Annotated in this window: 26 protein-coding genes; 17 read left to right on the top strand and 9 right to left on the bottom strand. The window is 62.9% G+C overall.

Features of this window, described 5'->3' with window-relative positions; all coding sequences use genetic code 11:
- The first annotated feature begins 177 nt into the window (after positions 1-177).
- Both A7X77_RS15790 and ppa read left to right on the top strand, forming a co-directional pair.
- Positions 178-684 carry a GNAT family N-acetyltransferase gene (locus A7X77_RS15790; RefSeq protein ID WP_064683817.1) on the top strand — a complete coding sequence of 169 codons (507 nt, stop codon included), beginning with the start codon at positions 178-180 and terminating at the stop codon, positions 682-684.
- A gap of 149 nt (positions 685-833) precedes the next feature.
- Positions 834-1,370 carry an inorganic diphosphatase gene (ppa, locus tag A7X77_RS15785; protein ID WP_064683816.1) on the top strand — a complete coding sequence of 179 codons (537 nt, stop codon included), beginning with the start codon at positions 834-836 and terminating at the stop codon, positions 1,368-1,370.
- Positions 1,371-1,374: 4 nt separating this feature from the next.
- Here ppa and A7X77_RS15780 read toward each other — a convergent pair whose 3' ends face one another.
- Both A7X77_RS15780 and A7X77_RS15775 read right to left on the bottom strand, forming a co-directional pair.
- Positions 1,375-1,686: a DUF167 domain-containing protein gene (locus A7X77_RS15780; RefSeq protein ID WP_064683815.1), complete on the bottom strand. Its 312-nt coding sequence runs from the start codon at positions 1,684-1,686 to the stop codon at positions 1,375-1,377.
- Positions 1,683-1,973 carry a YggT family protein gene (locus A7X77_RS15775; protein ID WP_009993319.1) on the bottom strand — a complete coding sequence of 97 codons (291 nt, stop codon included), beginning with the start codon at positions 1,971-1,973 and terminating at the stop codon, positions 1,683-1,685. The genes A7X77_RS15780 and A7X77_RS15775 overlap by 4 nt, the downstream gene beginning before the upstream one ends.
- A gap of 139 nt (positions 1,974-2,112) precedes the next feature.
- Here A7X77_RS15775 and A7X77_RS15770 point away from each other — a divergent pair, with 139 nt between their 5' ends.
- On the top strand, positions 2,113-3,354 hold the full coding sequence (locus tag A7X77_RS15770) for an MFS transporter (RefSeq protein ID WP_064683814.1): 1,242 nt from the start codon (positions 2,113-2,115) through the stop codon (positions 3,352-3,354).
- A 25-nt stretch (positions 3,355-3,379) separates the two neighbouring features.
- On the opposite strand, the gene A7X77_RS15765 is transcribed toward A7X77_RS15770, so the two are convergent.
- The 6 genes from A7X77_RS15765 to hemC form a co-directional block, all read right to left on the bottom strand.
- Positions 3,380-4,153, bottom strand: coding sequence for a glutamine amidotransferase (locus A7X77_RS15765; protein WP_064683813.1), 774 nt, complete (start codon positions 4,151-4,153; stop codon positions 3,380-3,382).
- Entirely contained in the window at positions 4,122-4,607 is a 486-nt protein-coding gene (locus A7X77_RS15760; protein ID WP_064683812.1) for a TerB family tellurite resistance protein, read from the bottom strand. The genes A7X77_RS15765 and A7X77_RS15760 overlap by 32 nt, the downstream gene beginning before the upstream one ends.
- A gap of 17 nt (positions 4,608-4,624) precedes the next feature.
- On the bottom strand, positions 4,625-6,232 hold the full coding sequence (locus tag A7X77_RS15755) for a heme biosynthesis protein HemY (protein ID WP_064683811.1): 1,608 nt from the start codon (positions 6,230-6,232) through the stop codon (positions 4,625-4,627).
- A gap of 3 nt (positions 6,233-6,235) precedes the next feature.
- Positions 6,236-7,534 carry a COG4223 family protein gene (locus A7X77_RS15750; protein ID WP_197486845.1) on the bottom strand — a complete coding sequence of 433 codons (1,299 nt, stop codon included), beginning with the start codon at positions 7,532-7,534 and terminating at the stop codon, positions 6,236-6,238.
- 68 nt (positions 7,535-7,602) lie between these two features.
- Positions 7,603-8,310: a uroporphyrinogen-III synthase gene (locus A7X77_RS15745; RefSeq protein WP_064683809.1), complete on the bottom strand. Its 708-nt coding sequence runs from the start codon at positions 8,308-8,310 to the stop codon at positions 7,603-7,605.
- Positions 8,311-8,317: 7 nt separating this feature from the next.
- Positions 8,318-9,247: a hydroxymethylbilane synthase gene (gene hemC, locus A7X77_RS15740; RefSeq protein ID WP_064683808.1), complete on the bottom strand. Its 930-nt coding sequence runs from the start codon at positions 9,245-9,247 to the stop codon at positions 8,318-8,320.
- A 72-nt stretch (positions 9,248-9,319) separates the two neighbouring features.
- Between hemC and tsaD the strand changes: the two genes are divergently transcribed.
- The 5 genes from tsaD to A7X77_RS15715 are packed head-to-tail and all read left to right on the top strand — an operon-like array spanning position 9,320 to position 12,805.
- Positions 9,320-10,417, top strand: a complete 1,098-nt coding sequence (gene tsaD / locus A7X77_RS15735) for a tRNA (adenosine(37)-N6)-threonylcarbamoyltransferase complex transferase subunit TsaD (RefSeq protein ID WP_064683807.1) — start codon at positions 9,320-9,322, stop codon at positions 10,415-10,417.
- Positions 10,414-11,397 carry an NAD(P)H-dependent glycerol-3-phosphate dehydrogenase gene (locus tag A7X77_RS15730; RefSeq protein WP_064683806.1) on the top strand — a complete coding sequence of 328 codons (984 nt, stop codon included), beginning with the start codon at positions 10,414-10,416 and terminating at the stop codon, positions 11,395-11,397. The genes tsaD and A7X77_RS15730 overlap by 4 nt, the downstream gene beginning before the upstream one ends.
- Positions 11,398-11,407: 10 nt before the next feature.
- Complete coding sequence (locus tag A7X77_RS15725; protein WP_064683805.1) at positions 11,408-11,701, top strand: YciI-like protein; 294 nt, start codon at positions 11,408-11,410, stop codon at positions 11,699-11,701.
- Between the two features lie 3 nt (positions 11,702-11,704).
- Entirely contained in the window at positions 11,705-12,136 is a 432-nt protein-coding gene (locus A7X77_RS15720) for an EVE domain-containing protein (RefSeq protein WP_064683804.1), read from the top strand.
- Between the two features lie 6 nt (positions 12,137-12,142).
- A complete protein-coding gene (locus A7X77_RS15715; RefSeq protein ID WP_064683803.1) occupies positions 12,143-12,805 on the top strand; it encodes a class I SAM-dependent methyltransferase in 663 nt (220 codons plus the stop codon).
- Here A7X77_RS15715 and A7X77_RS15710 read toward each other — a convergent pair.
- Positions 12,792-13,286, bottom strand: a complete 495-nt coding sequence (locus tag A7X77_RS15710; protein ID WP_064683802.1) for a hypothetical protein — start codon at positions 13,284-13,286, stop codon at positions 12,792-12,794. The two genes, A7X77_RS15715 and A7X77_RS15710, sit on opposite strands and share 14 nt — an antisense overlap.
- Positions 13,287-13,598: 312 nt before the next feature.
- On the opposite strand from A7X77_RS15710, the gene sdhC reads away from it, so the two are divergent.
- From sdhC to sucD, 9 genes are all read left to right on the top strand, one after another.
- A complete protein-coding gene (sdhC, locus tag A7X77_RS15705) occupies positions 13,599-13,994 on the top strand; it encodes a succinate dehydrogenase, cytochrome b556 subunit (protein ID WP_016736366.1) in 396 nt (131 codons plus the stop codon).
- 10 nt (positions 13,995-14,004) lie between these two features.
- Complete coding sequence (gene sdhD, locus A7X77_RS15700) at positions 14,005-14,385, top strand: succinate dehydrogenase, hydrophobic membrane anchor protein (protein WP_010020712.1); 381 nt, start codon at positions 14,005-14,007, stop codon at positions 14,383-14,385.
- A gap of 7 nt (positions 14,386-14,392) precedes the next feature.
- Positions 14,393-16,234 (top strand): succinate dehydrogenase flavoprotein subunit, encoded by a 1,842-nt coding sequence (sdhA, locus tag A7X77_RS15695; protein ID WP_064683801.1) that lies wholly within the window; start codon positions 14,393-14,395, stop codon positions 16,232-16,234.
- A gap of 18 nt (positions 16,235-16,252) precedes the next feature.
- Positions 16,253-17,032: a succinate dehydrogenase iron-sulfur subunit gene (locus A7X77_RS15690; protein WP_038691756.1), complete on the top strand. Its 780-nt coding sequence runs from the start codon at positions 16,253-16,255 to the stop codon at positions 17,030-17,032.
- 324 nt (positions 17,033-17,356) lie between these two features.
- The gene (locus tag A7X77_RS15685; protein WP_064683800.1) at positions 17,357-17,875 is read left to right on the top strand and encodes a protease inhibitor Inh/omp19 family protein; all 519 of its coding nucleotides are present in this window, start codon (positions 17,357-17,359) and stop codon (positions 17,873-17,875) included.
- Positions 17,876-17,955: 80 nt separating this feature from the next.
- Entirely contained in the window at positions 17,956-19,119 is a 1,164-nt protein-coding gene (gene zapE / locus A7X77_RS15680; RefSeq protein ID WP_064683799.1) for a cell division protein ZapE, read from the top strand.
- A 174-nt stretch (positions 19,120-19,293) separates the two neighbouring features.
- Complete coding sequence (gene mdh / locus A7X77_RS15675; RefSeq protein WP_010034465.1) at positions 19,294-20,256, top strand: malate dehydrogenase; 963 nt, start codon at positions 19,294-19,296, stop codon at positions 20,254-20,256.
- A 34-nt stretch (positions 20,257-20,290) separates the two neighbouring features.
- Complete coding sequence (gene sucC, locus A7X77_RS15670; RefSeq protein ID WP_064683798.1) at positions 20,291-21,484, top strand: ADP-forming succinate--CoA ligase subunit beta; 1,194 nt, start codon at positions 20,291-20,293, stop codon at positions 21,482-21,484.
- Positions 21,485-21,502: 18 nt separating this feature from the next.
- Positions 21,503-22,405, top strand: coding sequence for a succinate--CoA ligase subunit alpha (sucD, locus tag A7X77_RS15665; protein WP_064683797.1), 903 nt, complete (start codon positions 21,503-21,505; stop codon positions 22,403-22,405).
- Positions 22,406-22,458 lie beyond the last annotated feature (53 nt).

The following is a 22,458-nucleotide window of genomic DNA, read 5'->3' as shown; positions in this document are numbered from 1 at the left end:
AAACCCCGGCCTCCGCGCCGGGGTTTTTTATTGTGCGCTGCGTCGATTCCGACTTGTGACAATCGTTAAAAAAGCGTTAAATTTTGACTGTCGTCCACATGTTAAGTCTGTGGGCAATCGAGCCGAATGCGTCATCGCGTATGGTTAATTGCCCCCGGCAGGACCAGAGTAAACGTTATGAAGACGTTGTCGATCGATGTCCGGCGGGCTGAACCGCACGATGCCCGAGCCATATCGGAAACCCATAGGCTCGCCTGGCAGCACACTTACGCAGGCATCATTCCGCATCGCGCCCTGACGCAGATGATCGAGCGACGCGGCGAAAACTGGTGGCGCAAGGCAACGCGCGGACCTGCAACATTGCTGGTTCTCGATGTCGCCGGAACGGTCGCCGGTTATGCGACGCTCGGACTCAACCGCGCCCGCGCTTTGCCGCAGGAAGGCGAGATCTACGAGCTCTACCTTCGTCCCGAATATCAGGGCATCGGTCTCGGCCGTATGCTGTTCGGCGAGGCGCGCCGGTTGTTGAAGTCACTCGGCTGCAATGGGCTGGTCGTTTGGTGCCTCGAGGAAAACGAGACCGCCAGCCGCTTTTACCGCCATCACGGCGGGATCGATTTCTGCGAAGGCATGGAAAGTTTCGACCACAAGCAGTTGAAGAAAATCGGCTTCATCTGGAACTGAGCCGTCCAGCCTGCAGTTCGCTCATCTCCTGCTAGAATTTTGATGTGGTTGGGTGCCGACGCCATCACGCATTGGTGATCTCCAATGTTGCGTTGCCGCATGAAACTGATTATCTGGCTGCGAGCAATTCAACCTCGCAGGAGTTTCGTATGCGCATCGACGCCGTTTCCATCGGTAATAATCCCCCTGAAGACGTCAACGTTATTGTCGAGGTTCCGGTCGGCGGTCATCCGATCAAGTATGAAATGGATAAGGACGCCGGCACGCTGGTCGTCGATCGCTTCCTCTATACGCCCATGACCTATCCGGGCAATTACGGTTTCGTGCCGCACACGCTGTCGGAAGATGGCGACCCGATCGACGTGCTGATCGCCAGCACCCGCCCGCTCGTTCCCGGCTGCGTCATCAACGTGCGCCCGATCGGCGTCCTGAAGATGGAAGACAACTCGGGCAAGGACGAGAAGATCATTGCCGTGCCGTCGCCGAAGCTGACGCTGCGCTATGAGAAGGTGAAGGATTATACCGATCTTCCCGAGATCACGCTGAAGCAGATCGAGCACTTTTTCGAGCATTACAAGGATCTGGAGCCCGGCAAGTGGGTGAAGATTTTCGGCTGGGGCGATTCCGGCGAAGCCGGCGCCCTTATCCTCGAGGCCATCGAGCGTGCCAAGAAGACGAAAGGCTGATCGCTCAGCCTGAAAGTGTTTCAAGCTTTTTTGCCAAATCCTCCGGGTCACCCTCGATCCGGAGGATTTTTTTGCGCGCGGTTTCGCCGGAAACGAGGCTGACGCTGGATTTGGCAACGCCGACCGATTTGGAAACGAGCGCGATCAGGGCTTTATTGGCCTTTCCTTTTTCCGGAACGGCGGTGACGCGCGCCTTCAGATAAGTCTCGCCTTGGCTGTCCGTCTCAACGCCGTCGAACGCGTTGCGCCCGCCATTCGGCGTCAGCCGTACAGTCAGGCGCAGATGATCGGCGAAGAGCCTCCAGGGAGGGCTCAAGAGACCAGCGGATAGACTGTCGTCCAAAGGAAGGTGCGCAGGAAGAAGATGATCACCAGCAGGATGATCGGCGAAATGTCGATGCCGCCGAGGTTCGGCAGCCGACGACGGATCGGCTTCAGCACCGGCTCGGTGACATTATAGAGGAACATGCCGACCGAATTGACGAACTGGTTGCTGGAATTGATGACGTTGAACGCATAGAGCCAGGAGAAAACGGCGCTGGCAATCAGGATCCACGTATAAATATTCAAAACCAAATCAATGGTTTGAAACAAGGCAAACATCGTCATCTCCAATTGGTTGTTGACAGACATGTAGACATTGGCAACTAAACGAGCAAGTGCCGTGTGGGAACGCAGGGCAAATCATGTTTAACGGGCGGCCTCGCAACCATTCCGGCGCCTGCTTCCTCGGACAAGGCTCATGTCGTTTTCGCCCACCGGAGACCGTTTTGCCGCGTTCCGGCATTCGTCTTACACCCGCTTCTTCTTTGCCCGCTTTCTGCTCTCCTTCTCGCAGCAGATCGTCAGCGTCGCCGTCGGATGGCAGATGTACGATCAGACGGGCAAGGCGATCTATCTCGGCCTGATTGGCCTGGTGCAGTTCCTGCCGTCGCTGCTGCTCATCCTCGTCACCGGCTCGGTGGCAGACCGGCACAATCGCCGCGCCATCGCGGCGCTGTGCTCGCTGGTGAGCGCGCTCTGCACGCTGGCGCTGCTCGTCATGACGGCGACCGACACGTTCGCGCCCTGGCCGGTGTTCGCGGTGCTCCTGATCTTCGGCATCGAACGCGCCTTCATGTCGCCGGCGGTGCAGTCCCTCGCGCCCAATCTGGTGCCGGAGCATGCGCTTTCCAACGCGGTCGCCTGGAACTCCTCGTCCTGGCAGCTTGCGGCGATCACCGGACCGGTGCTCGGCGGTCTGCTCTACGGCATCAGCGCCTCGACGGCCTATACGGTTGCGGTGGTCTTTTCCATCCTCGGCGCGGCCCTGCTCTATATGATCCCGAAGCCGGAACAGAAAACGACGGCCGAAGCGAAGAGCTGGGCGATGATCCTCGGCGGTTTCAGTTTCATCCGCGCCGAGAAAGTTGTACTCGGGGCGATCTCGCTCGATCTTTTCGCCGTGCTGCTCGGGGGCGCTACGGCGCTGATGCCGATCTTCGCCCGCGATATCCTGACGCTCGGGCCGTGGGGCCTCGGATTGCTGCGGGCCGCTCCCGGGCTCGGCGCCATCGTGATGGCGATTTTTCTGGCCGCTTATCCGCTGAAGCACCGCGCCGGCCTTTATATGTTCATCGGCGTTGCCCTGTTCGGGGTCGGAACCATCATCTTCGGCGTCTCGACCAGCACCGAGGTCTCGATTGCCGCACTCGCCCTGATGGGGGCGGCCGACATGATATCGGTCTATGTGCGTGAAAGCCTGATCGCGCTCTGGACGCCGGATCACCTGCGTGGCCGGGTCAATGCGGTCAACATGGTCTTCGTCGGCGCTTCGAACGAGCTCGGCGAATTCAGGGCAGGCACGATGGCATCGATCTTCGGCGCGGTGCCGGCAGTCGTCATCGGCGGTATCGGAACGCTAGCGGTTGCGGCGATCTGGGCTTCGAGTTTCCCAAAACTGCGCCGGATCGATTCCCTCGACGCGCCCAGCGCATCGGCATAGAGCGCGGCTGCCGGGCCGCGGCGGCCTATGCGGAAAGGGTGATCGGGGAGACGGCTTTCGCCGTCTTGCCTTCGAAGACGATATCGAGAAATTCGGTCAGCCAGGCTCTCAGCGGCGCGTCGAAGAGCATGCGGCCTTCGAGATGTTCGCGGCCCTGCTGGGCGTTCGGCAGGATGAAGCGATGGGCGCCGTGCACGACCCAGCGATGCATCATCACCCGGGTGAGTTCGGCATGGAATTGCAGGCCCCAGGCGTTGCCGTCGTAGCGGAAGGCCTGGTTCGGATAGGCATCGCCTTCGGCGAGGAGATCGGCGCCATGCGGCAGCTCGAAACCCTCGCGGTGGAAATGATAGACCATCTTCGGCCAATGCATCAGCAGCCGGCCCTTCTCGGTCGGACGCAACGGATACCAGCCGATCTCGGTCGAGCCGTCGGTATTCGCCTGCACCTTGCCGCCGAGATGATGCACCAGCATCTGCGCACCGAGGCAGATGCCGAGAAAGGGACGTTTTTCCCGCAGCGGAATTCTGATCCAGTCGATTTCCTTCTTGATGAAGTCATCCGGATCATTGGCGCTCATCGGCCCACCGAAGACGACGGCACCGGCATGATCTTCGAGCGTTGGCGGAAGCGGCTCGCCGAGCACCGGTCGGCGGATGTCGAGGCGGTAGCCCTTTTCGACGAGCAACTGACCCACGCGGCCGGGGCTCGATCGCTCCTGATGCAGGACGATGAGGATCGGACGCTCGTCGCGGTGCTGAATTCGCTCAGTCGGAATCATCTTGTAAAACCCGGACATCCGTCACCCTGGCGGCGGCCTCCTGCCGTTTCTGGATGCGCTCGCGCGCGGAAACGCCCAACAGATCGGCGATACGCCAGATCACATGATCTTCCATCTCGCTGCGTTCGCCATCGGCATAGACGATGTCCCAGAGGATGCCGATCAGCTCTAGCCGTTGCTCGGTGTTCAGGTGCCGCTTCAGGTCGGATGTGAAGCGATAATAGTCGACCGCGGAGCTTTCGGCCTCGAGGCCGGCGGCCATCAGGGCGTTAAGCTGTTTGCCGTCGAGCGCATACTGTTCCTTCAGGAGTTTGCGTAGCCGCTTCTTCTCGCTGGCCTTGATCCGCCCGTCGGCCTCCATGACCTGCATGCACAGCGCCGCCACCGCGATGCGCGGATCATCCGGGGCGAAACCCTTCCTGGGGTGGTCGGCGGTGAGCTTCTGAAAGAATGCCTGAAAGCGTTCGAACATGCGGTTTTCATTCCATTTCAGAAAAGGCGAAGCCGTGTCTTGGGTTCCGGTTCCGCCCTGGAATCGCGAACGCCGGGATCATCCGGCAGCCCGCCAAAGAAGGGCTTTGCTTCGTTCGGCACCGGCGCTTTATCGCCGGCGACCGGTTCGACGGGCTTCGGCTTTGCCGGCGCCGGCGCGGGGCGCACGGCCTCGGCGATCGTCGCGGCGCGCTCCAGCTCGATGATGCGGTGATCGTTGACCGGGCTTTCCGGCCTGACGTCACGCAGCGGCGGCAGGGTCTTCAGGGCAGTTTCGATCGCGGCGGGCGCCGAACCGTCTTCGAGCGGACCTTCGATCTGGCCGAAAGGCGCCTTCCATTCGAAGGCATCGAGACGGCCGGTGACGGGCGACACCGGCAGCCATTTGTCGGAGACGAAGCCGTCCGCCACCCAGGCCGGATCGCGCGGGGCCTTCAGCGCCTGGGCGAGCCAGTGGCGCACGCGGCCCTGATCGCCGGTCTCGGCCTCCTCAATGTCGGCGAGCAGCAGGAAGGCAGCTTCGCGCGGCTCGATCCGCGCGGCCGCTTCCGCCTTGGCGCGGGCCTTGGCGAATTCCTGCGCGTCGAGCGCGGCCTGGGCGACGATGAGAAGAGATTCAACATTGTTCGGGCGCAACGCCTCCAGCCGCTCGGCGCGCTTCAGCCGGTCGAGCGTGGAATCGCCACTGCGGGCTCTGACATAGGTCTGGCCGATTTCGGGATGCGGCGCCGATTTCCACGCCTGTTCGAGGATCGAAGCGGCCTTGCGCAGGCCGCCTTCGCGGAACAAGGCCTTGGCGGCGATGAGGGCGGCCGGGACGAAGTCGGCGGCGAGCTTCAGCGCCTGCAACGCGTCATCGCGGGCGCCGGCCGGGTTACCTTCCAGCTTCTCGATGGCGCGCGCCGTCAGCAGCACCGCGTGCAGGCGGTTGGCTTCGGGTTTTTCGACGACGCGGGCAGCCTTCTGCTGTTCAAGCAGGCGGATCGCATCGTCCCAGCGGCCGGCCTGGCTGCGATATTCGAGCGTCGCCTGGGCGGCCCAGGGCAGATAGGGAGCGTTGTCGGCCGCCTTTTCGGCATATTGGCGGGCGGCTTCGTTGGCGCCGAGACGGCGGGCTTCGAGATAGAGGCCGCGCAGGCCGAGCTCGCGCGTTTCCGGGTCGTTGGCCATGGCCTCGAATTTGGCGCGCGCCTCGTCGTGGCGGCCCTCGATCAGGGCGGCCTGGGCTTCGAGCAGGTTGATCAGCGGCTCCTGATCGGCGCGGATGAGGCCGCGCGAGCGGGCCGCCATCTTGCGGGCAAGGAGCGCATTGCCGGCGCCGGCGGCGATCAGGCCGGTCGACAGCGCCTGATAGCCGCGGTCGCGCTTGCGGGCGCGGAAATAACGCGTCACCGAATGCGGCGAGGTCCAGATCAGGCGAACGAACCACCAGACGATCATCACGGCGGCGATCAGAGCGATGATCGCGCTCACCGCGACGATCAGCTTCGTCTGGTAGATCTGGCCTTCCCAGATCAGCGAGAGATCGCCGGGACGATCGGCGAACCAGGAGAAGCCATAGGCTAGAAGCAATACGAGCAGGGCGAAGACAACGAGTCGGATCATGTCTCAGCCCTCCTTGCCGGCGCCGCTGACCGCTTTCGACAGCGCCCCGCCGACCAGTTCCTCGACCCGGATGCGCGCCTCCAGCGACTGCTTGAAGGCGGCGGACGCCTGCTTTCCGGGAGCCGGCAGAGAATTCCATTCAGCGGAAGCGCCGGGCAGGTCGCCGTTCTTCACCTTATCCTCCATACGGGCGGCGATCGCTTCGACGCTTTCGCCCTCGATATTGCCGACGGGACGGACGGTCACCAGCGATTTTGCGCTCGCCATCAGCCGGTCCGACCAGCTCTGGTTCGGATCCGGCTGGTTGACGGCTTCGACGATCGCGGTCGCAACGTCGGGAACCTGGCGCACGAGCTCGGCGCGCGAGGGAATGCCGATCTCGGCAAAGCTACGCAGGTCGGCAACCGCAGGATCGTCGGGCGCGACGCCGGCGAAGGTCTCGAGTTCAGCGAGGAACGGGCCGCCGCGATCGATCGCCGCCTTGAGGGCGGCTGCCGCGATCGCCCGGGCGACGGCGACATCCTGGCGCGGTTCGTTCAGCTTCTTTTCGGCTTCCTCGAGGCGCTTGGCGATATCGGCGCCATTGCTCGTCTGCTGCACGGAGGACTGGGCAAGTGTGGCGCGCAGCTGATCGACCTGGCCGCTGAGCTCGGCAATCTTCTGGTTGAGCGCCTCAACATTTGTCGAATCGGCCGGCGTCGCCGCTGCGGGGTTTTTCGCAGCCGCTTCCAGCGCCGCGAGGCGTGTCTCAAGCGCGCCGTCGCCGGTACCTGCGGGATTGGCGGCGAGATTGGCGACCGTCTGTTTCAGGCCGTCGATCTCACTGGAAAGATCGGCGATGTCAGGCGACGTCGTCTGCGGCGCCGAGGAACCCGGAAGGTATCCGGCATATTGAATGGCGCCTGCGCCAAGCAGCGCCACGAGGCCGCCGAAGATGCCGGCAGCGATGAGAGCGGAGGTGCCGGCGCCCCGCGGCGCCTGCTGTTCTGGAGCGGGCGTGAAGGAAGGTTCCGGAGCTGCAGGCTCCTCTTCTCGCGCATCCGTCCCGGGCTGGCCTTCGAATTCCGGCTGTTCCTGTTCGGCGCGTTCATGCTCGGTCAGCGACGCGGCTTCGGTTTCGGGCGTCACGCTGGCCTCGGCGGGGCGGTTGTCAGTATCGCCGACATCATTCTCCACCGGCTTTTCGGTATCGGCTGCAGAGGCGAAATCCTGTGCTTCAAGGTCGATCGTGACCGGCTCGTCGGCGCTCTTCGAATGGCGTGGCGGGTTTCCCGATACCATGAGGTCCTCTTTATCCTGCATTGCAACGAAACTAGACAGTGATGCCAATTAAGGGAAGAGGTTAGATCAAATTTGGGCAGCTAGGGCATTCAAAGCAGCGACAAAAGGCTTATCTCATCCGGCATCGGCGAAATCGTCACGCTTCCCTTCAGGAAGGTCGGAATGGCCTGCGCCACCGCCTCGCTGAGGCAGAGGAGGCGGATTCCGCCCTGTTCCGACAGAGCTGATCGCAGCTCCGCCACCTGAAAGAAATCCTCGGCCGTCTGCCGGGAATAGAACAGAACGGCATCCGGGCCATGGCCCGAAAAAATCGCCTCGATGTCGGTCGGGCCGGGAGCGACCGGCTGCATGCGATAACATTCGGCGATGGAAAAGCGGATGCCGAGTTCACGCAGTCTGCCTCCGAAGGTTTCGGCGCGCGGCAGGCCGGCGAGATAGAGCAACCTCTCCGTTTTCTGCGCGGCGACGAGATCGGCGAGGTCGCGGCCGTTGCCCGAAGAGGCGGTGACGGACCGGAAGCCAAGGCGCCGCGCCGCTTGCGCCGACATCTCGCCGACCGCAAAAATCGGGCGGTCTAGGTGCGGACCAAGTGTCTCGCCGAGAGCCGACAGCACCCTCATGGCTTCGGCGCTGGTCACCGCGATCGCGCCGCTGGTGGCGGCAAGCGCGCCGGCGGCTGCGGCACTGTCATGTTGTGGCCGACGCAGGGGCAGCAGCAGCGGCTCGTGGCCCATGTCGCGCAGACGTTGTGCGGTTGTCTCGGCCGAATGCGCGGGGCGGGTGACGAGCACGCGCATGGCCGCTTCAGTGCCAGTCGTCGAAGAAGGCGCTGCCGGCCCTTGCGCGCACGTCCTGGCCGGCGCGGGTGCCGAGGGCGGCGGCATCACGGCGATGTCCGTCGGTCGTCACGGCATGCTGGCTGCGACCGTCGGGTGTGATGATCAGGCCGGAGAAGCGGATGAGGTCGCCCTCGCAGACGGCATAGCCGCCGATTGGCGTGCGGCAGGAACCGTCGAGGGCGGCGAGAAAAGCGCGTTCGCAGGAGACGGTGTCGAAGGTCGCGGCGTCGTTGACCGCGGCCAGCAGGTCGTCGGTCCCCGTATCGCCGACGCGGCTTTCGATGCAGATCGCTCCCTGGGCCGGCGCCGGCGGGAAGGTGTCGGGATCGAGGATATCGGTCAGCACCTCGACCTTGCCGAGACGTTTGAGGCCGGCAAGCGCCAGCAGCGTCGCATCCACCTGACCTTCTTCGAGCTTGCGCAGCCGGGTTTCGACCGAACCGCGGAAGGTTATGACGTTGATGTCGGGCCGCATGCGGCGGATCAGCGCCTGGCGGCGCAGCGACGAGGAGCCGACGGTGGCGCCATGCGGCAAGTCGATCAGCTTGGGTGCGGTGCGGCCGACGACGGCGTCGCGGATATCCTCGCGCGGCAGGTAGGCGGAGAGATGAAGACCGTCCGGCAGGTGCGTCGGCATGTCCTTGGTGGAGTGCACGGCGAAATCCAGCTCGCCCGAGACAAGCTTCTGTTCGAGCTCCTCGGTGAAGAGGCCTTTGCCGCCGATCTCGGCCAGCGACCGGTCGGTGATGCGATCGCCCTTCGTCGACAGCACGACGATCTCGAACATCTCTTCAGGCAAGCCATGCGCCGCCATCAGCCTGTCGCGGGCCTCATGCGCCTGGGCGAGCGCCAGCGGGCTGCCTCGCGTGCCGATCCGGAAAGGTTTTGTTTGCATCCGCTCTGTTCCGTTGTTACCGGAGTTCTCGTAACCGGGTTTCGGCCCCATCGCAATGAACGAACAGGCCCTATGGTTCCCTTTCTGCGCATCCTTGGCATCGAGACGAGCTGCGACGAGACCGCCGCGGCGGTCGTCGAGCGCGATGCGGAGGGGCATTCCAGAATACTCTCCGACGTGGTGCTTTCCCAGCTTGATGAGCATAGTGCCTATGGCGGCGTCGTGCCGGAGATCGCCGCGCGCGCCCATGTCGAGGCGCTGGACGAGCTGATCGAGGCGGCGCTGAAGCGCGCCAATGTGTCGCTGGCCGATGTCGACGCCATCGCGGCCACGTCAGGGCCGGGGCTGATCGGCGGGCTGCTGGTGGGATTGATGACCGGCAAGGCGATCGCCAAGGCCGCCGGCAAGCCGCTCTATGCGGTCAACCATCTCGAAGGCCATGCGCTGACGGCGCGGCTGACCGACGGGCTTTCCTTTCCCTATCTGATGCTGCTCGTCTCCGGCGGCCATACCCAGCTCATCCTGGTGCGCGGCGTCGGAGATTATGAGCGCTGGGGCACGACGATCGACGATGCGCTCGGCGAAGCCTTCGACAAGACGGCAAAACTGCTCGGCTTGCCCTATCCCGGCGGTCCGGCGGTGGAACGCATGGCGCGGGACGGCAATGCCAGCCGCTTCGATTTTCCGCGGCCGTTGGTCGGCGAGGCAAGGCTCGACTTCTCCTTCTCCGGCCTGAAGACGGCCGTGCGGCAGGCGGCGCAGGAGGTCGCGCCGCTCAGCGATCAGGACGTGGCGGATATTTGTTCCTCGTTCCAGCGGGCGATTTCGCGCACGCTGAAGGACCGCATCGGCCGAGGTCTGCAGCGGTTCAAGGCGGAATTTTCGGCCACCGCAGAAAAGCCGGCGCTGGTCGTTGCCGGCGGTGTCGCCGCCAATCTCGAATTGCGGGCGACTTTGCAGGGTCTTTGCGACAAGAACGGCTTCCGCTTCATCGCGCCGCCGCTGAGCCTCTGCACCGACAATGCGGTGATGATCGCCTGGGCAGGCCTGGAGCGCATGGCCATAGGTATCGCGCCCGATCCGCTCGACGTGCAGCCGCGTTCGCGCTGGCCGCTCGATGCCAATGCCGAAAGGCTGATCGGCTTTGGAAAGAGAGGAGCCAAGGCATGAGCGAAAAAATCGCCGTTATCGGATCGGGTGCTTTCGGAACGGCGCTTGCCGCCGTCATCGCCCTTGCCGGCCGCAGCGCGGTGATACTTGTCGGACGCAATCCGTCACTGATGGCCGATCTCAGGGCCGAGCGTCTGCATGATGCGGTGCTGCCCGGCATTGCCCTGCCGGAATCGCTCGAATTTTCCGCCGAGGCGGAGGCGATCGCCGGCGCCTCCATCGTGCTTTTTGCGATGCCGTCGCAAGCGCAGGGCGATGCGGCACGGCAATATGGCCCCTATCTGTCTAGGGATGCCGTCGTCGTCACCTGCGCGAAGGGCATCGAGCGGGCGACGGGCAATCTGTTGACCGACATGCTGGAGCGGGAGCTGCCGGACCATCCGGTGGCGGTGCTGTCCGGCCCCGGTTTTGCCGCCGACATCGCCAAAGGCCTGCCGACGGCGATGGCGATCGCGGCGGCGGATATGGAGACTGCCGAGCGGCTCGCCCAGGCGATATCGGGCCGCACCTTCCGGCTCTACGCCTCCAGCGACCGCATCGGCGTGCAGCTCGGCGGTGCGCTGAAGAATGTGCTAGCGATCGCCTGCGGCATCGTCGAGGGCCGTGGCATCGGCGAATCCGCGCGTGCGGCGTTGATTGCCCGTGGCCTCGCGGAAATGTCGCGCTTCGTCGTCGCCAAAGGCGGCCAGGCGGACACGGTGCGCGGGCTCTCCGGTCTCGGCGATCTGGTGCTGACGGCTACCAGCCATCAATCGCGCAACCTGCGCTTCGGCATCGCGCTCGGGCGCGGCGAAAAGGCCGACCCGCTGCAGGGCGCACTGGTGGAAGGTGCGCTCGCCGCCTCGGTCGCCTCGCGGCTTGCCGCGGAGCTTTCGATCAGCATGCCGATCACCGACGCCGTTTCCGCCATCATCGACGGCAGGCTCGATATATCGGACGCCATCGAGCAGTTGATGACGCGTCCCATCACCACCGAATAGGAGAACAGACATGCTTTTCGCCCTGCTCTGCAAGGACAAGCCGGGACATCTGAACGTCCGCATGGAGACGCGGCCGACGCATCTTGCTTATCTCGACAAGCTCAATGCCGAAGGCAAGCTCTCCATGGCCGGTCCCTTCCTCGATGACGAGGGCAAGGCCTGCGGCAGTCTGGTGCTCGTCAAGGCGGAGACGGCGCAGGAGGCAAAGGCGCTCGCCGATGCCGACCCCTACGCCCAGGCCGGGCTGTTCGAAAGCGTTGAGATCAAGCCCTTCAACTGGGTCTTCAACAAGCCGGAGGCTTAAAGCATGGCGCATTGGCTCTATAAGTCCGAACCTGCCTCCTGGTCATGGGAGCAGCAGAAGGCCGCCGGCGAAAAAGGCACCGAATGGACGGGCGTGCGCAACTATCTGGCGCGCAACAATATGCGGGCGATGCAGATCGGCGACAAGGGCTTTTTCTACCATTCCAATGACGGGCTGGAGATCGTCGGCATCGTCGAAGTCTGTGCCCTGTCGCATCCCGATTCTACCGCCAAGGGCGATCCGAAGTGGGATTGCGTCGATATCCGCGCCGTCATGGACATGCCGAAGCCGGTGACGCTGAAGGACGTCAAGGCAAGCGAGAAGCTTGCCAAGATGTCGCTCGTCACCTCCATGCGTCTCTCCGTGCAGCCGGTGACCGACGACGAATGGGCCGAAGTCTGCCGCATGGGCGGGCTCGACAATCCGCCGCGCTGACGACCTTTGAAAACCGATCCGGAAGCCTTCATCCGCGCCAATACCAGTCTGATGGCGCCGCCGCATGTGCCGGAGATTTCACTCCATCTGGCGAGCGAGGCGCATGAGCTCTGGCTGAAGACAGAGGAGGAGCTGGAAGCCATCGGCCTGCCGCCGCCCTTCTGGGCTTTTGCCTGGGCGGGCGGGCAGGGATTGGCACGCTACATCCTCGATCATCCGGATATGGTGCTCGGCAAGCGCGTGCTGGATTTTGCCAGCGGCTCCGGCCTCGTCGGCATTGCGGCTGTCATGGCCGGCGCCCGGGAGGTCGTGGCTGCCGATATCGATCCCTGGGCGCAGACGGCAATCCGGCTGAATGCCCAGGCCAATCATGTTGCGCTCGGATTTACCGGCACCGACCTCGTCGGTGCGAGCGTCGAGGCGGATATCGTGCTTGCCGGCGATGTATTTTACGACCGCGGCTTCGCCGACGCACTTATTCCCTGGTTCTCGAAGCTGGCTGGCGAGGGAAGACCGGTGATGGTCGGCGATCCCGGGCGCAGCTATCTGCCTCGGGACCGGCTGGAATTCTGCGCAGTCTATCAGGTGCCGGTGACGCGGGAGCTGGAGGACAGCGACATCAAGAAGACGACGGTGTGGCGCTTCGCGTCAGCTCTCAAGGCCGGATGATGCAGACATTGGCTTCGTATGAGCAGGGATCGTCCTGCACGGCGACGTCGATAACTTTCGCCTTCGGGGTCAGCGGCTCCGACCGCACGTTCGGATAGAACCTGTAGCCGTCGCCGCCGACATAGGTTCCGCCATCGGCTTGATAGACGTAGGCGGAACCGGAATAGGTGCCGCCGCCATCCCAGCCCGGCGCCCGCGGCGCGAGGATGACGAGGCTGTGGTGAGCCGTGCGATGTGTCGCGGCTGCCGAGAACCGCGTCAGTATCGGCATCCTGATCCTGCCGGGCCGGCGGCCGTAAGCATGGTCGAAACGGATGCTGCGATCGCGCCAGTTCGCACGTTCGCCGAGAAACAATCCGCCATGGAACACGTGGCGATGGCCGGCAAAGCGATAGTCATGGCGGCGCTCGCCTGCCGTGGCCGGGAATGCGGCAAGCGCCGCGAGCGCAAGCAGGATGACTGGGGACAGACTGCGAAACATGGTGCCGAACTCCGGAAATCCAATCGTTAACAAATCGTTAATGCCAGATTGCGCCAAAAGCTGCGGCTTGTCCAATCAAAGGGAGGCGCGGCGCAAGTATTGAGCGCGAAGGCCCAGTTTCGTTAGCCCGCAAACTTCCCGGTAACCCGAATCGATTAAATTAAAAGCAGACAGCGATTGTGCTTGTCGTCGGGCTTTCCGGTGAGTAAACGTCGCAATTGATGCAACGCACACAGAGAATTTTGTCATTCGTGTGGTTGACTGAGCATGCTCCGAAATCCGGGAGCGCAGAGAAGCCGCCGCGAGGTTCTGATGGCGAACGTGACAAATAACCGGCCCTTATCGCCGCATTTGCAAGTCTACAAACTTATTCCCACCATGGTCATGTCCATCGTCCACCGCATTACAGGTGGGGCGCTCTATGTCGGCACGCTGCTCGTCGCCTGGTGGCTGATCGCGGCGGCAAGCGGCCAAGCGTCGTATGATTGGGCCAACTGGGTGCTCGGCAGCCTTCTCGGCAAGCTCGTGCTGCTCGGCTACACCTGGGCCTTGCTGCACCACATGCTCGGCGGTTTCCGCCACCTCATGTGGGACCTCGGCCACGGCTTCGAGAAGGAAGTCTCCACCAAGCTTGCCATCGCCAACATCATCGGGTCGCTCTGTCTGACCGTGCTGGTCTGGGTGATCGGCTTCCTCATTCGCTTCTGAAGGTCCTCTCATGGATATGCGCACCCCCCTCGGCAAGGTTCGCGGGCTCGGCTCCGCCAAGGAAGGCACGAGCCATTTCTGGCGTCAGCGGCTGACCGCCGTCTCCAATATTCCGCTGATCCTGTTCTTCGTCATCTTCATGATCGCCTATGCCGGCGCGCCCTATGCGGATGTGGTTCGCGCCCTGTCGAACCCCTTCGTCGCCGTCGTCATGGGCTTGATGGTGATCTCGGGCGTCATCCATATGAAGCTCGGCATGCAGGTCATCATCGAAGATTACGTGCATGGCGAGTTCGGCAAGATCGCTCTGCTGATGCTGAACACCTTCTTTGCGATCGTGATTGCCGGCCTCTGTCTCTTCGCCATTCTGAAAATCGCATTCGTAGGATAAGCTCGATATGGCACCGACTTCCCCCGCCCAGAACGGCAAGGCCTACAATTACGTCGACCACTCCTATGACGTGATCGTCGTCGGCGCCGGCGGCGCCGGCTTGCGCGCCACGCTCGGCATGGCCGAGCAGGGTTTCCGCACCGCCTGCATCACCAAGGTGTTCCCGACCCGCTCGCACACGGTTGCGGCGCAGGGCGGCATCGCCGCGTCGCTGCGCAACATGACCCCCGACAGCTGGCAATGGCACCTCTACGACACCGTCAAGGGCTCCGACTGGCTCGGCGACGTCGACGCCATGCAGTATCTGACCATGGAAGCGCCGAAGGCGGTCTATGAGCTCGAACATTACGGCGTGCCGTTCTCGCGCAACGAGGAAGGCAAGATCTACCAGCGCCCGTTCGGCGGCCATATGCAGAATTACGGCGAAGGCCCGCCGGTGCAGCGCACTTGCGCCGTCGCCGACCGGACCGGCCACGCCATCCTGCACACGCTCTACGGCCAGTCGCTGCGCCACAATGCCGAATTCTTCATCGAGTATTTCGCACTCGACCTGATCATGTCGGAAGACGGCAGCCGCTGCACGGGCGTCGTTGCCTGGTGCCTCGATGACGGCACGATCCATCGCTTCGCCGCCAAGATAGTGGTGCTGGCGACCGGCGGCTACGGCCGCGCCTATTTCTCGGCGACCTCTGCCCACACCTGCACCGGCGACGGCGGCGGTATGGTGGCGCGCGCCGGCCTGCCGCTGCAGGACATGGAATTCGTGCAGTTCCACCCGACCGGCATCTACGGTTCGGGCTGTCTGATCACCGAGGGCGCACGCGGCGAAGGCGGCTACCTCGTCAACTCCGAGGGCGAACGCTTCATGGAGCGTTATGCACCGTCGGCCAAGGACCTCGCCTCGCGCGACGTGGTTTCACGCTGCATGACGCTCGAGATCCGCGAAGGCCGCGGCGTCGGCAAGAACAAGGATCACATCTTCCTGCATCTCGACCATCTCGACCCGGCCGTGCTGCACGAACGGCTGCCGGGCATTTCCGAGAGCGCCAAGATCTTCGCCGGCGTCGATGTCACCCGCGAGCCGATCCCGGTTCTGCCGACCGTCCACTACAATATGGGCGGCATTCCGACGAATTATTGGGGCGAAGTGCTGAACGCCGACGGCGCCAATCCGGAGCGGATCATCCCCGGCCTGATGGCTGTGGGCGAGGCAGGCTGCGCCTCGGTGCACGGTGCTAACCGTCTCGGCTCCAACTCGCTGATCGACCTGGTGGTCTTCGGCCGGGCCGCTGCGATCCGCGCCGGCGAGGTCATCGACCGCGCAGCGCCGATCCCGCATCTGAACGTCCCCGCCTGCGACAAGATCATGGACCGCTTCGACGGTCTGCGCTACGCCGGCGGCGGCACGCCGACGGCTAACCTGCGTGAGAAGATGCAGCGCGCCATGCAGGAAGACGCCGCCGTCTTCCGCACCCAGGAATCGCTGGAATCCGGGTGCCGGCGGATCTCGGCGATCTGGCAGGAAATGCGCGACATCAAGGTCACCGACCGCTCGATGGTCTGGAACTCGGATCTCGTGGAGACGCTGGAGCTGCAGAATCTGATGGCCAACGCCATCACGACCATCTACGGCGCCGAGGCCCGCAAGGAGAGCCGCGGTTCGCATGCCCGCGAGGATTATACCGAGGGCGCATTCGCCGGCCGCGACGACGTCAACTGGCGCAAGCATACGCTTGCCTGGGTCAACGAGGCAGGCGACGTCAAGCTCGATTACCGCCCGGTTCACACCGACCTGATCGCGGAAGGCATCGATCCGCACAAGATCGAGCCGAAGGCCCGCGTTTACTGATTTCAAGAGGAACCTGGTATGGTTGAACTCGCTCTCCCCAAGAATTCTCAGATGCGCGAAGGCAAGGTCTGGCCGAAGCCGGCGGGTGCGACGAACACCCGTGAGTTCCGCGTCTACCGCTGGAGCCCGGATGATGGCCAGAACCCGTCGATCGACACCTTTTACATCGATGTCGACGACTGTGGTCCGATGGTGCTCGACGGCCTGCTCTATATCAAGAACAAGATCGACCCGACGCTGACGCTGCGCCGGTCCTGTCGCGAAGGCATTTGCGGCTCGTGCGCGATGAATATCGACGGCACGAACACGCTGGCCTGCACCAAGGGTCTCGACGATATCAAGGGCGCGGTGAAGGTCTATCCGTTGCCGCACATGCCTGTCGTCAAGGATCTTGTGCCCGATCTCAGCAACTTCTATGCCCAGCATCGTTCGATCGAGCCCTGGCTGAAGACGGTGTCGCCGACGCCGGCCAAGGAATGGAAGCAGAGCCATGAGGACCGGCAGAAGCTCGACGGTCTTTACGAGTGCATTCTTTGCGCCTGCTGCTCCACCTCCTGTCCGAGCTACTGGTGGAACGGCGACCGCTACCTTGGCCCGGCCGTTCTCCTGCAGGCCTATCGCTGGCTGATCGATTCCAGAGACGAGGCGACCGGCGAACGCCTCGACGATCTCGAGGATCCGTTCCGCCTTTATCGCTGCCACACGATCATGAACTGCGCGCAGACCTGCCCCAAGGGCCTGAATCCGGCCAAGGCTATCGCCGAAATCAAGAAAATGATGGTCGAGCGCCGGGTCTGATCCCGTGCATGCCGATGGTGGAATAGACGGCTTCGATCGAGAAGCCGTCTAGATCGCCGGAAAACGCACTCGACCGTTGTTCCGAGATATTGTGAGCGTTCGACCAAGGATCCGGACAGACACCAGCGCGCGCAACACCTTGCTGACAAATTCTATGTGCAGGAAGTTTTGCAGCGGGACAGTTGAACTGTATCGTTTTTCGGTTAGTTGTTGTCACGGGCAATTTATGCCGCGCGACTTGATTAACCAAAGCGAATTACGATAATCGGATCTTGTCTCAAGCCCGTTTCTCTGCGGCGACAGCCGAATTTCAGGAGTATGATGATGCAGTTGCGATATGCGATGACAGGTCTGGTGGTGGTTCTCGCGCTAGCCGGTTGTCAGCGTACGGCATATGACTACAGCTCCAACTCTCCCAGCGCCGCTCCGGCGCCGCTGACGGCGCAGCCAGTTCCCTCCGTGCAGGGCGGACAGCTTCCGCCGCCGACCGGCAGCTCGCAGTTCCCGGCCGCGCCGGCGTCGACATCGCCGATGCCAGGTGCCCAGCCGGGCGCGGTCGCCGCGAATGCGCTCGACGTCACGAAGGAATCGATGGTCGGAAACTGGCGCGTCAACGGCAGCTGCGACATGTTCCTGACGCTGACCAATCTCGGCAGCGGGTCGCGCGGCGGCACGCGCGGTTGCGTCGGCGAGTTGACGGCGATGGGCTCCTGGGAAGTCGCAGGCAAGCAGGTGCTGCTCAAGGACCGTTCGGGCAACCAGATCGGCAGCGTCTACAAGACGGCCGACAACCGCTTCCAGGGCCAGACGAATACCGGTCAGCCGATCAGCCTCAGCCGGTAATTAACCGGCGCGGTAATCAAACCGGCCCGGTAAACGATCCGGCGGCGCCCCGCCGATGACCGACAGGCGGACATGCCCTTATGCAGCCAATGCCAGATTATGCGCTCAGCGTCTGCGAACAGCTTAAATCGCTGACGCTTTCCGGTGCTTTGCAGGTCGATTCCGCCCAGATGGATGTGGCCAAAAGCCTGGATCGGGTGCTCGCCGGGCTGAAGCAGCAGCGGCCGGCGGCGAAATCGAGCGCGCTCGGCTGGCTGTTCGCCTCGAAGAAGAAAGCCTTAGGCGATATCAAGGGGCTTTATATCCACGGCAGCGTCGGACGCGGCAAAACCATGCTGATGGATATGTTCTTCTCGATGGCGCCGTGCCGGAAGAAGCGGCGGGCGCATTTCCATGAATTCATGGCGGATGTGCACAACCGTATCGCGGCGCACCGGCTGAAGCTCAAGAACGGCGAGACGAAGCAGGCCGATCCGATGCCGCCGGTCGCCGCAGCCCTTTACGAGGAAGCAGAACTGCTCTGCTTCGATGAATTCACGGTCACCGACATTGCCGACGCGATGATCCTGTCGCGGCTGTTCTCCGAACTCTTCGCGCGGGGATGCGTGCTGGTCGCGACGTCGAATGTCGAGCCGGACAATCTCTACAAGGACGGTCTCAACCGCGGCCTGTTCCTGCCCTTCGTCGCGCTGCTCAGGGAGCATGTCGATGTCGTCACCCTGGATTCGCCGACCGATTACCGGATGGAGAAGCTGAACAGCCAGCCGGTCTATCTGGTGCCGATCAACGAACATAACGACATGGCGATGGAGGCGTCCTGGACGCAGGCGCTGCATGGGCGCAAGGCGCAGCCACTCGATATTCCGATGAAGGGGCGCGCCGTCCATGTGCCGCTCGCCGCCGACCGCATGGCGCGGTTCTCTTTCGCCGATCTTTGCGAGAAGCCGCTCGGTGCTGCCGACTTCCTGGCCATCGCCAAACGCTTCGATATCGTCTTCGTCGACCACGTTCCCCTGCTCGGACCAGAAAAACGGAACCAGATCAAGCGCTTCATCATTCTGGTCGATACGTTCTACGATCATGCCGTACGGCTTTACATTTCGGCGGCGGCGATGCCGGAGGACCTGCTCGTCGGCCGCCGGGGCACCGAAGGCTTCGAATTCGACCGCACGGCGTCGCGTCTCTTCGAAATGCGGAGCGCCGAATATCTTGCGCTGCACCATGACAAACGCGCCGCCGAGTAACAACCCGGTGATAAATTATCTTACGTTTACGTAAGAATTTTTGTATCTAAACGATTGAAAACGCTACATCAAAATTAATGGATTGCCATTTTTGGGCTTTGGGTCTATGCGATTGCGTCATTGAGCGGTGCCTCAGCGTCGTTCGACGAATTTGATCGCAAAGGAAACAGCGAAATGGCGCGTAACAAGATCGCACTCATTGGTTCTGGCATGATTGGTGGCACGCTGGCGCATCTCGCCGGCCTGAAGGAACTGGGCGATATCGTCCTCTTCGACATTGCCGACGGCATTCCCCAGGGCAAGGGCCTCGATATCGCACAGTCCTCCCCGGTCGAAGGCTTCGACGCCAATCTGACCGGCGCCAGCGACTATTCCGCCATCGAAGGCGCTGACGTCTGCATCGTCACCGCCGGCGTTCCCCGTAAGCCGGGCATGAGCCGTGACGATCTTCTCGGCATCAACCTTAAGGTCATGGAGCAAGTCGGGGCCGGCATCAAGAAATATGCGCCGAACGCCTTCGTCATCTGCATCACCAACCCGCTCGATGCGATGGTCTGGGCGCTGCAGAAGTTTTCCGGCCTTCCGGCCAACAAGGTCGTCGGCATGGCCGGCGTTCTCGACTCCTCGCGTTTCCGCCTGTTCCTCGCCAAGGAATTCAATGTCTCGGTCCAGGACGTAACGGCCTTCGTTCTAGGCGGCCACGGCGACACGATGGTGCCGCTCGCTCGCTATTCGACGGTCGGCGGCATCCCGCTCACCGATCTCGTCACCATGGGCTGGGTCACCAAGGAGCGCCTGGAAGAGATCATCCAGCGCACCCGGGACGGCGGCGCCGAAATCGTCGGCCTGCTGAAGACCGGTTCGGCCTATTACGCGCCGGCCGCCTCGGCGATCGAGATGGCCGAATCCTACCTCAAGGACAAGAAGCGTGTTCTGCCCTGCGCGGCCCATCTCACCGGCCAGTACGGCGTCAAGGACATGTATGTCGGCGTTCCCACCGTCATCGGCGCCGGCGGCGTCGAGCGCGTCATCGAGATCGACCTCAACAAGACCGAGAAGGAAGCCTTCGACAAGTCCGTCGGCGCCGTCGCCGGTCTTTGCGAAGCCTGCATCAACATCGCGCCTGCCCTCAAGTAATCGGCGCCGAAGTCATCGAAACAGGGATAAACCCATGAACATTCATGAATATCAGGCCAAGGCTCTGCTGAAGGGCTACGGCGCACCGGTTGCCGAGGGTGTGGCCGTCCTCAAGGTCGAAGAGGCCGAGGCTGCCGCCAAGTCGCTTCCCGGCCCGCTCTATGTGGTCAAGAGCCAGATCCATGCCGGCGGCCGCGGCAAGGGCAAGTTCAAGGAACTGTCGCCGGAAGCCAAAGGCGGCGTGCGTCTCGCCAAGTCGATCGACGAAGTGGTCGCCCACGCCAAGGAAATGCTCGGCAATACGCTGGTGACGGCGCAGACCGGCGAAGCCGGCAAGCAGGTCAACCGCCTCTATATCGAGGACGGCGCCGACATTGCTCGCGAGCTTTATTGCTCGCTGCTGGTCGACCGCTCGGTCGGCCGCGTGGCCTTCGTCGTTTCCACCGAAGGCGGCATGGACATCGAAGCTGTCGCCCATGACACGCCCGAAAAGATCCAGACGATCGCCATCGATCCGGAAGCCGGCGTGACGGCTGCCGACGTCGCCAGGATCTCCTCCGCCCTCAAGCTCGAGGGTGCCGCTGCAGAAGACGCCAAGTCGCTCTTCCCGGCGCTCTACAAGGCCTTCAACGAGAAGGACATGGCGCTGCTCGAGGTCAATCCACTGATCGTCATGAAGGACGGCCATCTGCGCGTTCTCGACGCTAAGATGTCGTTCGACGGCAACGCGCTCTTCCGCCACGACGACGTCAGGACGCTGCGCGACGAGACCGAGGAAGACGCCAAGGAAATCGAGGCCTCCAAGTGGGACCTCGCCTATGTCGCGCTCGACGGCAATATCGGCTGCATGGTCAACGGCGCAGGCCTTGCCATGGCGACGATGGACATCATCAAGCTCTACGGCAAGGAGCCGGCCAACTTCTGCGACGTCGGCGGCGGCGCCGGCAAGGAGAAGGTTGCGGCGGCCTTCAAGATCATCACTGCCGACCCCAAGGTCGAAGGCATTCTCGTCAACATCTTCGGCGGCATCATGAAGTGCGATGTCATCGCCGAGGGCGTCATTGCCGCGGTTAAGGAAGTCGGCCTCAAGGTCCCGCTCGTCGTGCGCCTTGAAGGCACCAATGTCGAGCTCGGCAAGAAGATCCTGAACGAGTCGGGTCTCGCGATCACGGCGGCTGACGACTTGGACGATGCGGCCAAGAAGATCGTCGCGGCGATCAACGGCTAATTTGAAGGATCGGAAAGAATGTCTATTCTCGTCAATAAAGACACCAAGATCCTCGTTCAGGGTCTGACCGGCAAGACCGGAACCTTCCACACCGAACAGGCGCTTGCCTATTACGGCACGCAGATGGTCGGCGGCATCCACCCGAAGAAGGGCGGCGAAACCTGGACCGGATCGAAGGGTGAAAACCTGCCGATCTTCGCAACCGTTGCCGAAGGCAAGGAAAAGACCGGCGCAGACGCGACCGTTATCTACGTTCCGCCGGCTGGTGCGGCCGACGCCATCATCGAGGCGATCGACGCCGAAATCCCGTTCATCACCTGCATCACCGAAGGCATCCCGGTCATGGACATGGTGCGCGTCAAAGCGCGCCTCGACCGCTCCAAGTCGCGCCTGCTCGGCCCCAACTGCCCGGGTATTCTGACGCCGGAAGAATGCAAGATCGGCATCATGCCGGGTTCGATCTTCCGCAAGGGTTCGGTCGGCATCGTCTCTCGCTCGGGCACGCTGACCTATGAAGCCGTCTTCCAGACCTCCAACGAAGGCCTTGGCCAGACGACGGCTGTCGGCATCGGCGGCGACCCGGTCAAGGGCACAGAGTTCATCGACGTCTTGGAAATGTTCCTGGCCGACGAAGCCACGCAGTCGATCATCATGATCGGTGAGATCGGCGGCTCGGCAGAAGAAGACGCTGCGCAGTTCCTCAAGGACGAAGCCAAGAAGGGCCGCAAGAAGCCGATGGCCGGCTTCATCGCCGGCCGCACGGCGCCGAAGGGCCGCACCATGGGCCATGCCGGCGCCGTGGTATCCGGCGGCAAGGGCGATGCGGAATCGAAGATCGCGGCGATGGAATCGGCAGGCATTCGCGTCTCGCCGTCTCCGGCCCGTCTGGGCAAGACCTTGGTTGAAGTCCTCAAGGGCTAAGCCAGCCATATAGACCGGGCGGAAGAACGGCATCTGCGTTTCCGCCCGGTGTG

This window comes from Rhizobium bangladeshense (assembly GCF_001662075.1).
In the GTDB taxonomy this organism is placed as follows: Bacteria; Pseudomonadota; Alphaproteobacteria; order Rhizobiales; family Rhizobiaceae; genus Rhizobium; species Rhizobium bangladeshense_B.
Note: the sequence above shows the minus strand (reverse complement) of the source record. Positions and strands in the feature narration are given on the sequence as shown.

Bases quoted from the DNA above. Each gene is read 5' to 3' on its own strand.
- A7X77_RS15760 (WP_064683812.1), bottom strand. From the start codon at position 4,607: ATGTTCGAACGCTTTCAGGCATTCTTTCAGAAGCTCACCGCCGACCAC.
- ppa (WP_064683816.1), top strand. From the start codon at position 834: ATGCGCATCGACGCCGTTTCCATCGGTAATAATCCCCCTGAAGACGTC.
- A7X77_RS15710 (WP_064683802.1), bottom strand. From the start codon at position 13,286: ATGTTTCGCAGTCTGTCCCCAGTCATCCTGCTTGCGCTCGCGGCGCTT.
- sdhA (WP_064683801.1), top strand. From the start codon at position 14,393: ATGGCACCGACTTCCCCCGCCCAGAACGGCAAGGCCTACAATTACGTC.
- A7X77_RS15745 (WP_064683809.1), bottom strand. From the start codon at position 8,310: ATGCGCGTGCTCGTCACCCGCCCCGCGCATTCGGCCGAGACAACCGCA.
- zapE (WP_064683799.1), top strand. From the start codon at position 17,956: ATGCAGCCAATGCCAGATTATGCGCTCAGCGTCTGCGAACAGCTTAAA.
- mdh (WP_010034465.1), top strand. From the start codon at position 19,294: ATGGCGCGTAACAAGATCGCACTCATTGGTTCTGGCATGATTGGTGGC.
- A7X77_RS15790 (WP_064683817.1), top strand. From the start codon at position 178: ATGAAGACGTTGTCGATCGATGTCCGGCGGGCTGAACCGCACGATGCC.
- A7X77_RS15755 (WP_064683811.1), bottom strand. From the start codon at position 6,232: ATGATCCGACTCGTTGTCTTCGCCCTGCTCGTATTGCTTCTAGCCTAT.
- A7X77_RS15685 (WP_064683800.1), top strand. From the start codon at position 17,357: ATGCAGTTGCGATATGCGATGACAGGTCTGGTGGTGGTTCTCGCGCTA.
- A7X77_RS15750 (WP_197486845.1), bottom strand. From the start codon at position 7,534: ATGCAGGATAAAGAGGACCTCATGGTATCGGGAAACCCGCCACGCCAT.
- tsaD (WP_064683807.1), top strand. From the start codon at position 9,320: ATGGTTCCCTTTCTGCGCATCCTTGGCATCGAGACGAGCTGCGACGAG.
- sucC (WP_064683798.1), top strand. From the start codon at position 20,291: ATGAACATTCATGAATATCAGGCCAAGGCTCTGCTGAAGGGCTACGGC.
- A7X77_RS15720 (WP_064683804.1), top strand. From the start codon at position 11,705: ATGGCGCATTGGCTCTATAAGTCCGAACCTGCCTCCTGGTCATGGGAG.
- A7X77_RS15765 (WP_064683813.1), bottom strand. From the start codon at position 4,153: ATGTCCGGGTTTTACAAGATGATTCCGACTGAGCGAATTCAGCACCGC.
- A7X77_RS15775 (WP_009993319.1), bottom strand. From the start codon at position 1,973: ATGTTTGCCTTGTTTCAAACCATTGATTTGGTTTTGAATATTTATACG.
- sucD (WP_064683797.1), top strand. From the start codon at position 21,503: ATGTCTATTCTCGTCAATAAAGACACCAAGATCCTCGTTCAGGGTCTG.
- A7X77_RS15730 (WP_064683806.1), top strand. From the start codon at position 10,414: ATGAGCGAAAAAATCGCCGTTATCGGATCGGGTGCTTTCGGAACGGCG.
- sdhC (WP_016736366.1), top strand. From the start codon at position 13,599: ATGGCGAACGTGACAAATAACCGGCCCTTATCGCCGCATTTGCAAGTC.
- A7X77_RS15690 (WP_038691756.1), top strand. From the start codon at position 16,253: ATGGTTGAACTCGCTCTCCCCAAGAATTCTCAGATGCGCGAAGGCAAG.
- sdhD (WP_010020712.1), top strand. From the start codon at position 14,005: ATGGATATGCGCACCCCCCTCGGCAAGGTTCGCGGGCTCGGCTCCGCC.
- A7X77_RS15725 (WP_064683805.1), top strand. From the start codon at position 11,408: ATGCTTTTCGCCCTGCTCTGCAAGGACAAGCCGGGACATCTGAACGTC.
- A7X77_RS15770 (WP_064683814.1), top strand. From the start codon at position 2,113: ATGTCGTTTTCGCCCACCGGAGACCGTTTTGCCGCGTTCCGGCATTCG.
- hemC (WP_064683808.1), bottom strand. From the start codon at position 9,247: ATGCAAACAAAACCTTTCCGGATCGGCACGCGAGGCAGCCCGCTGGCG.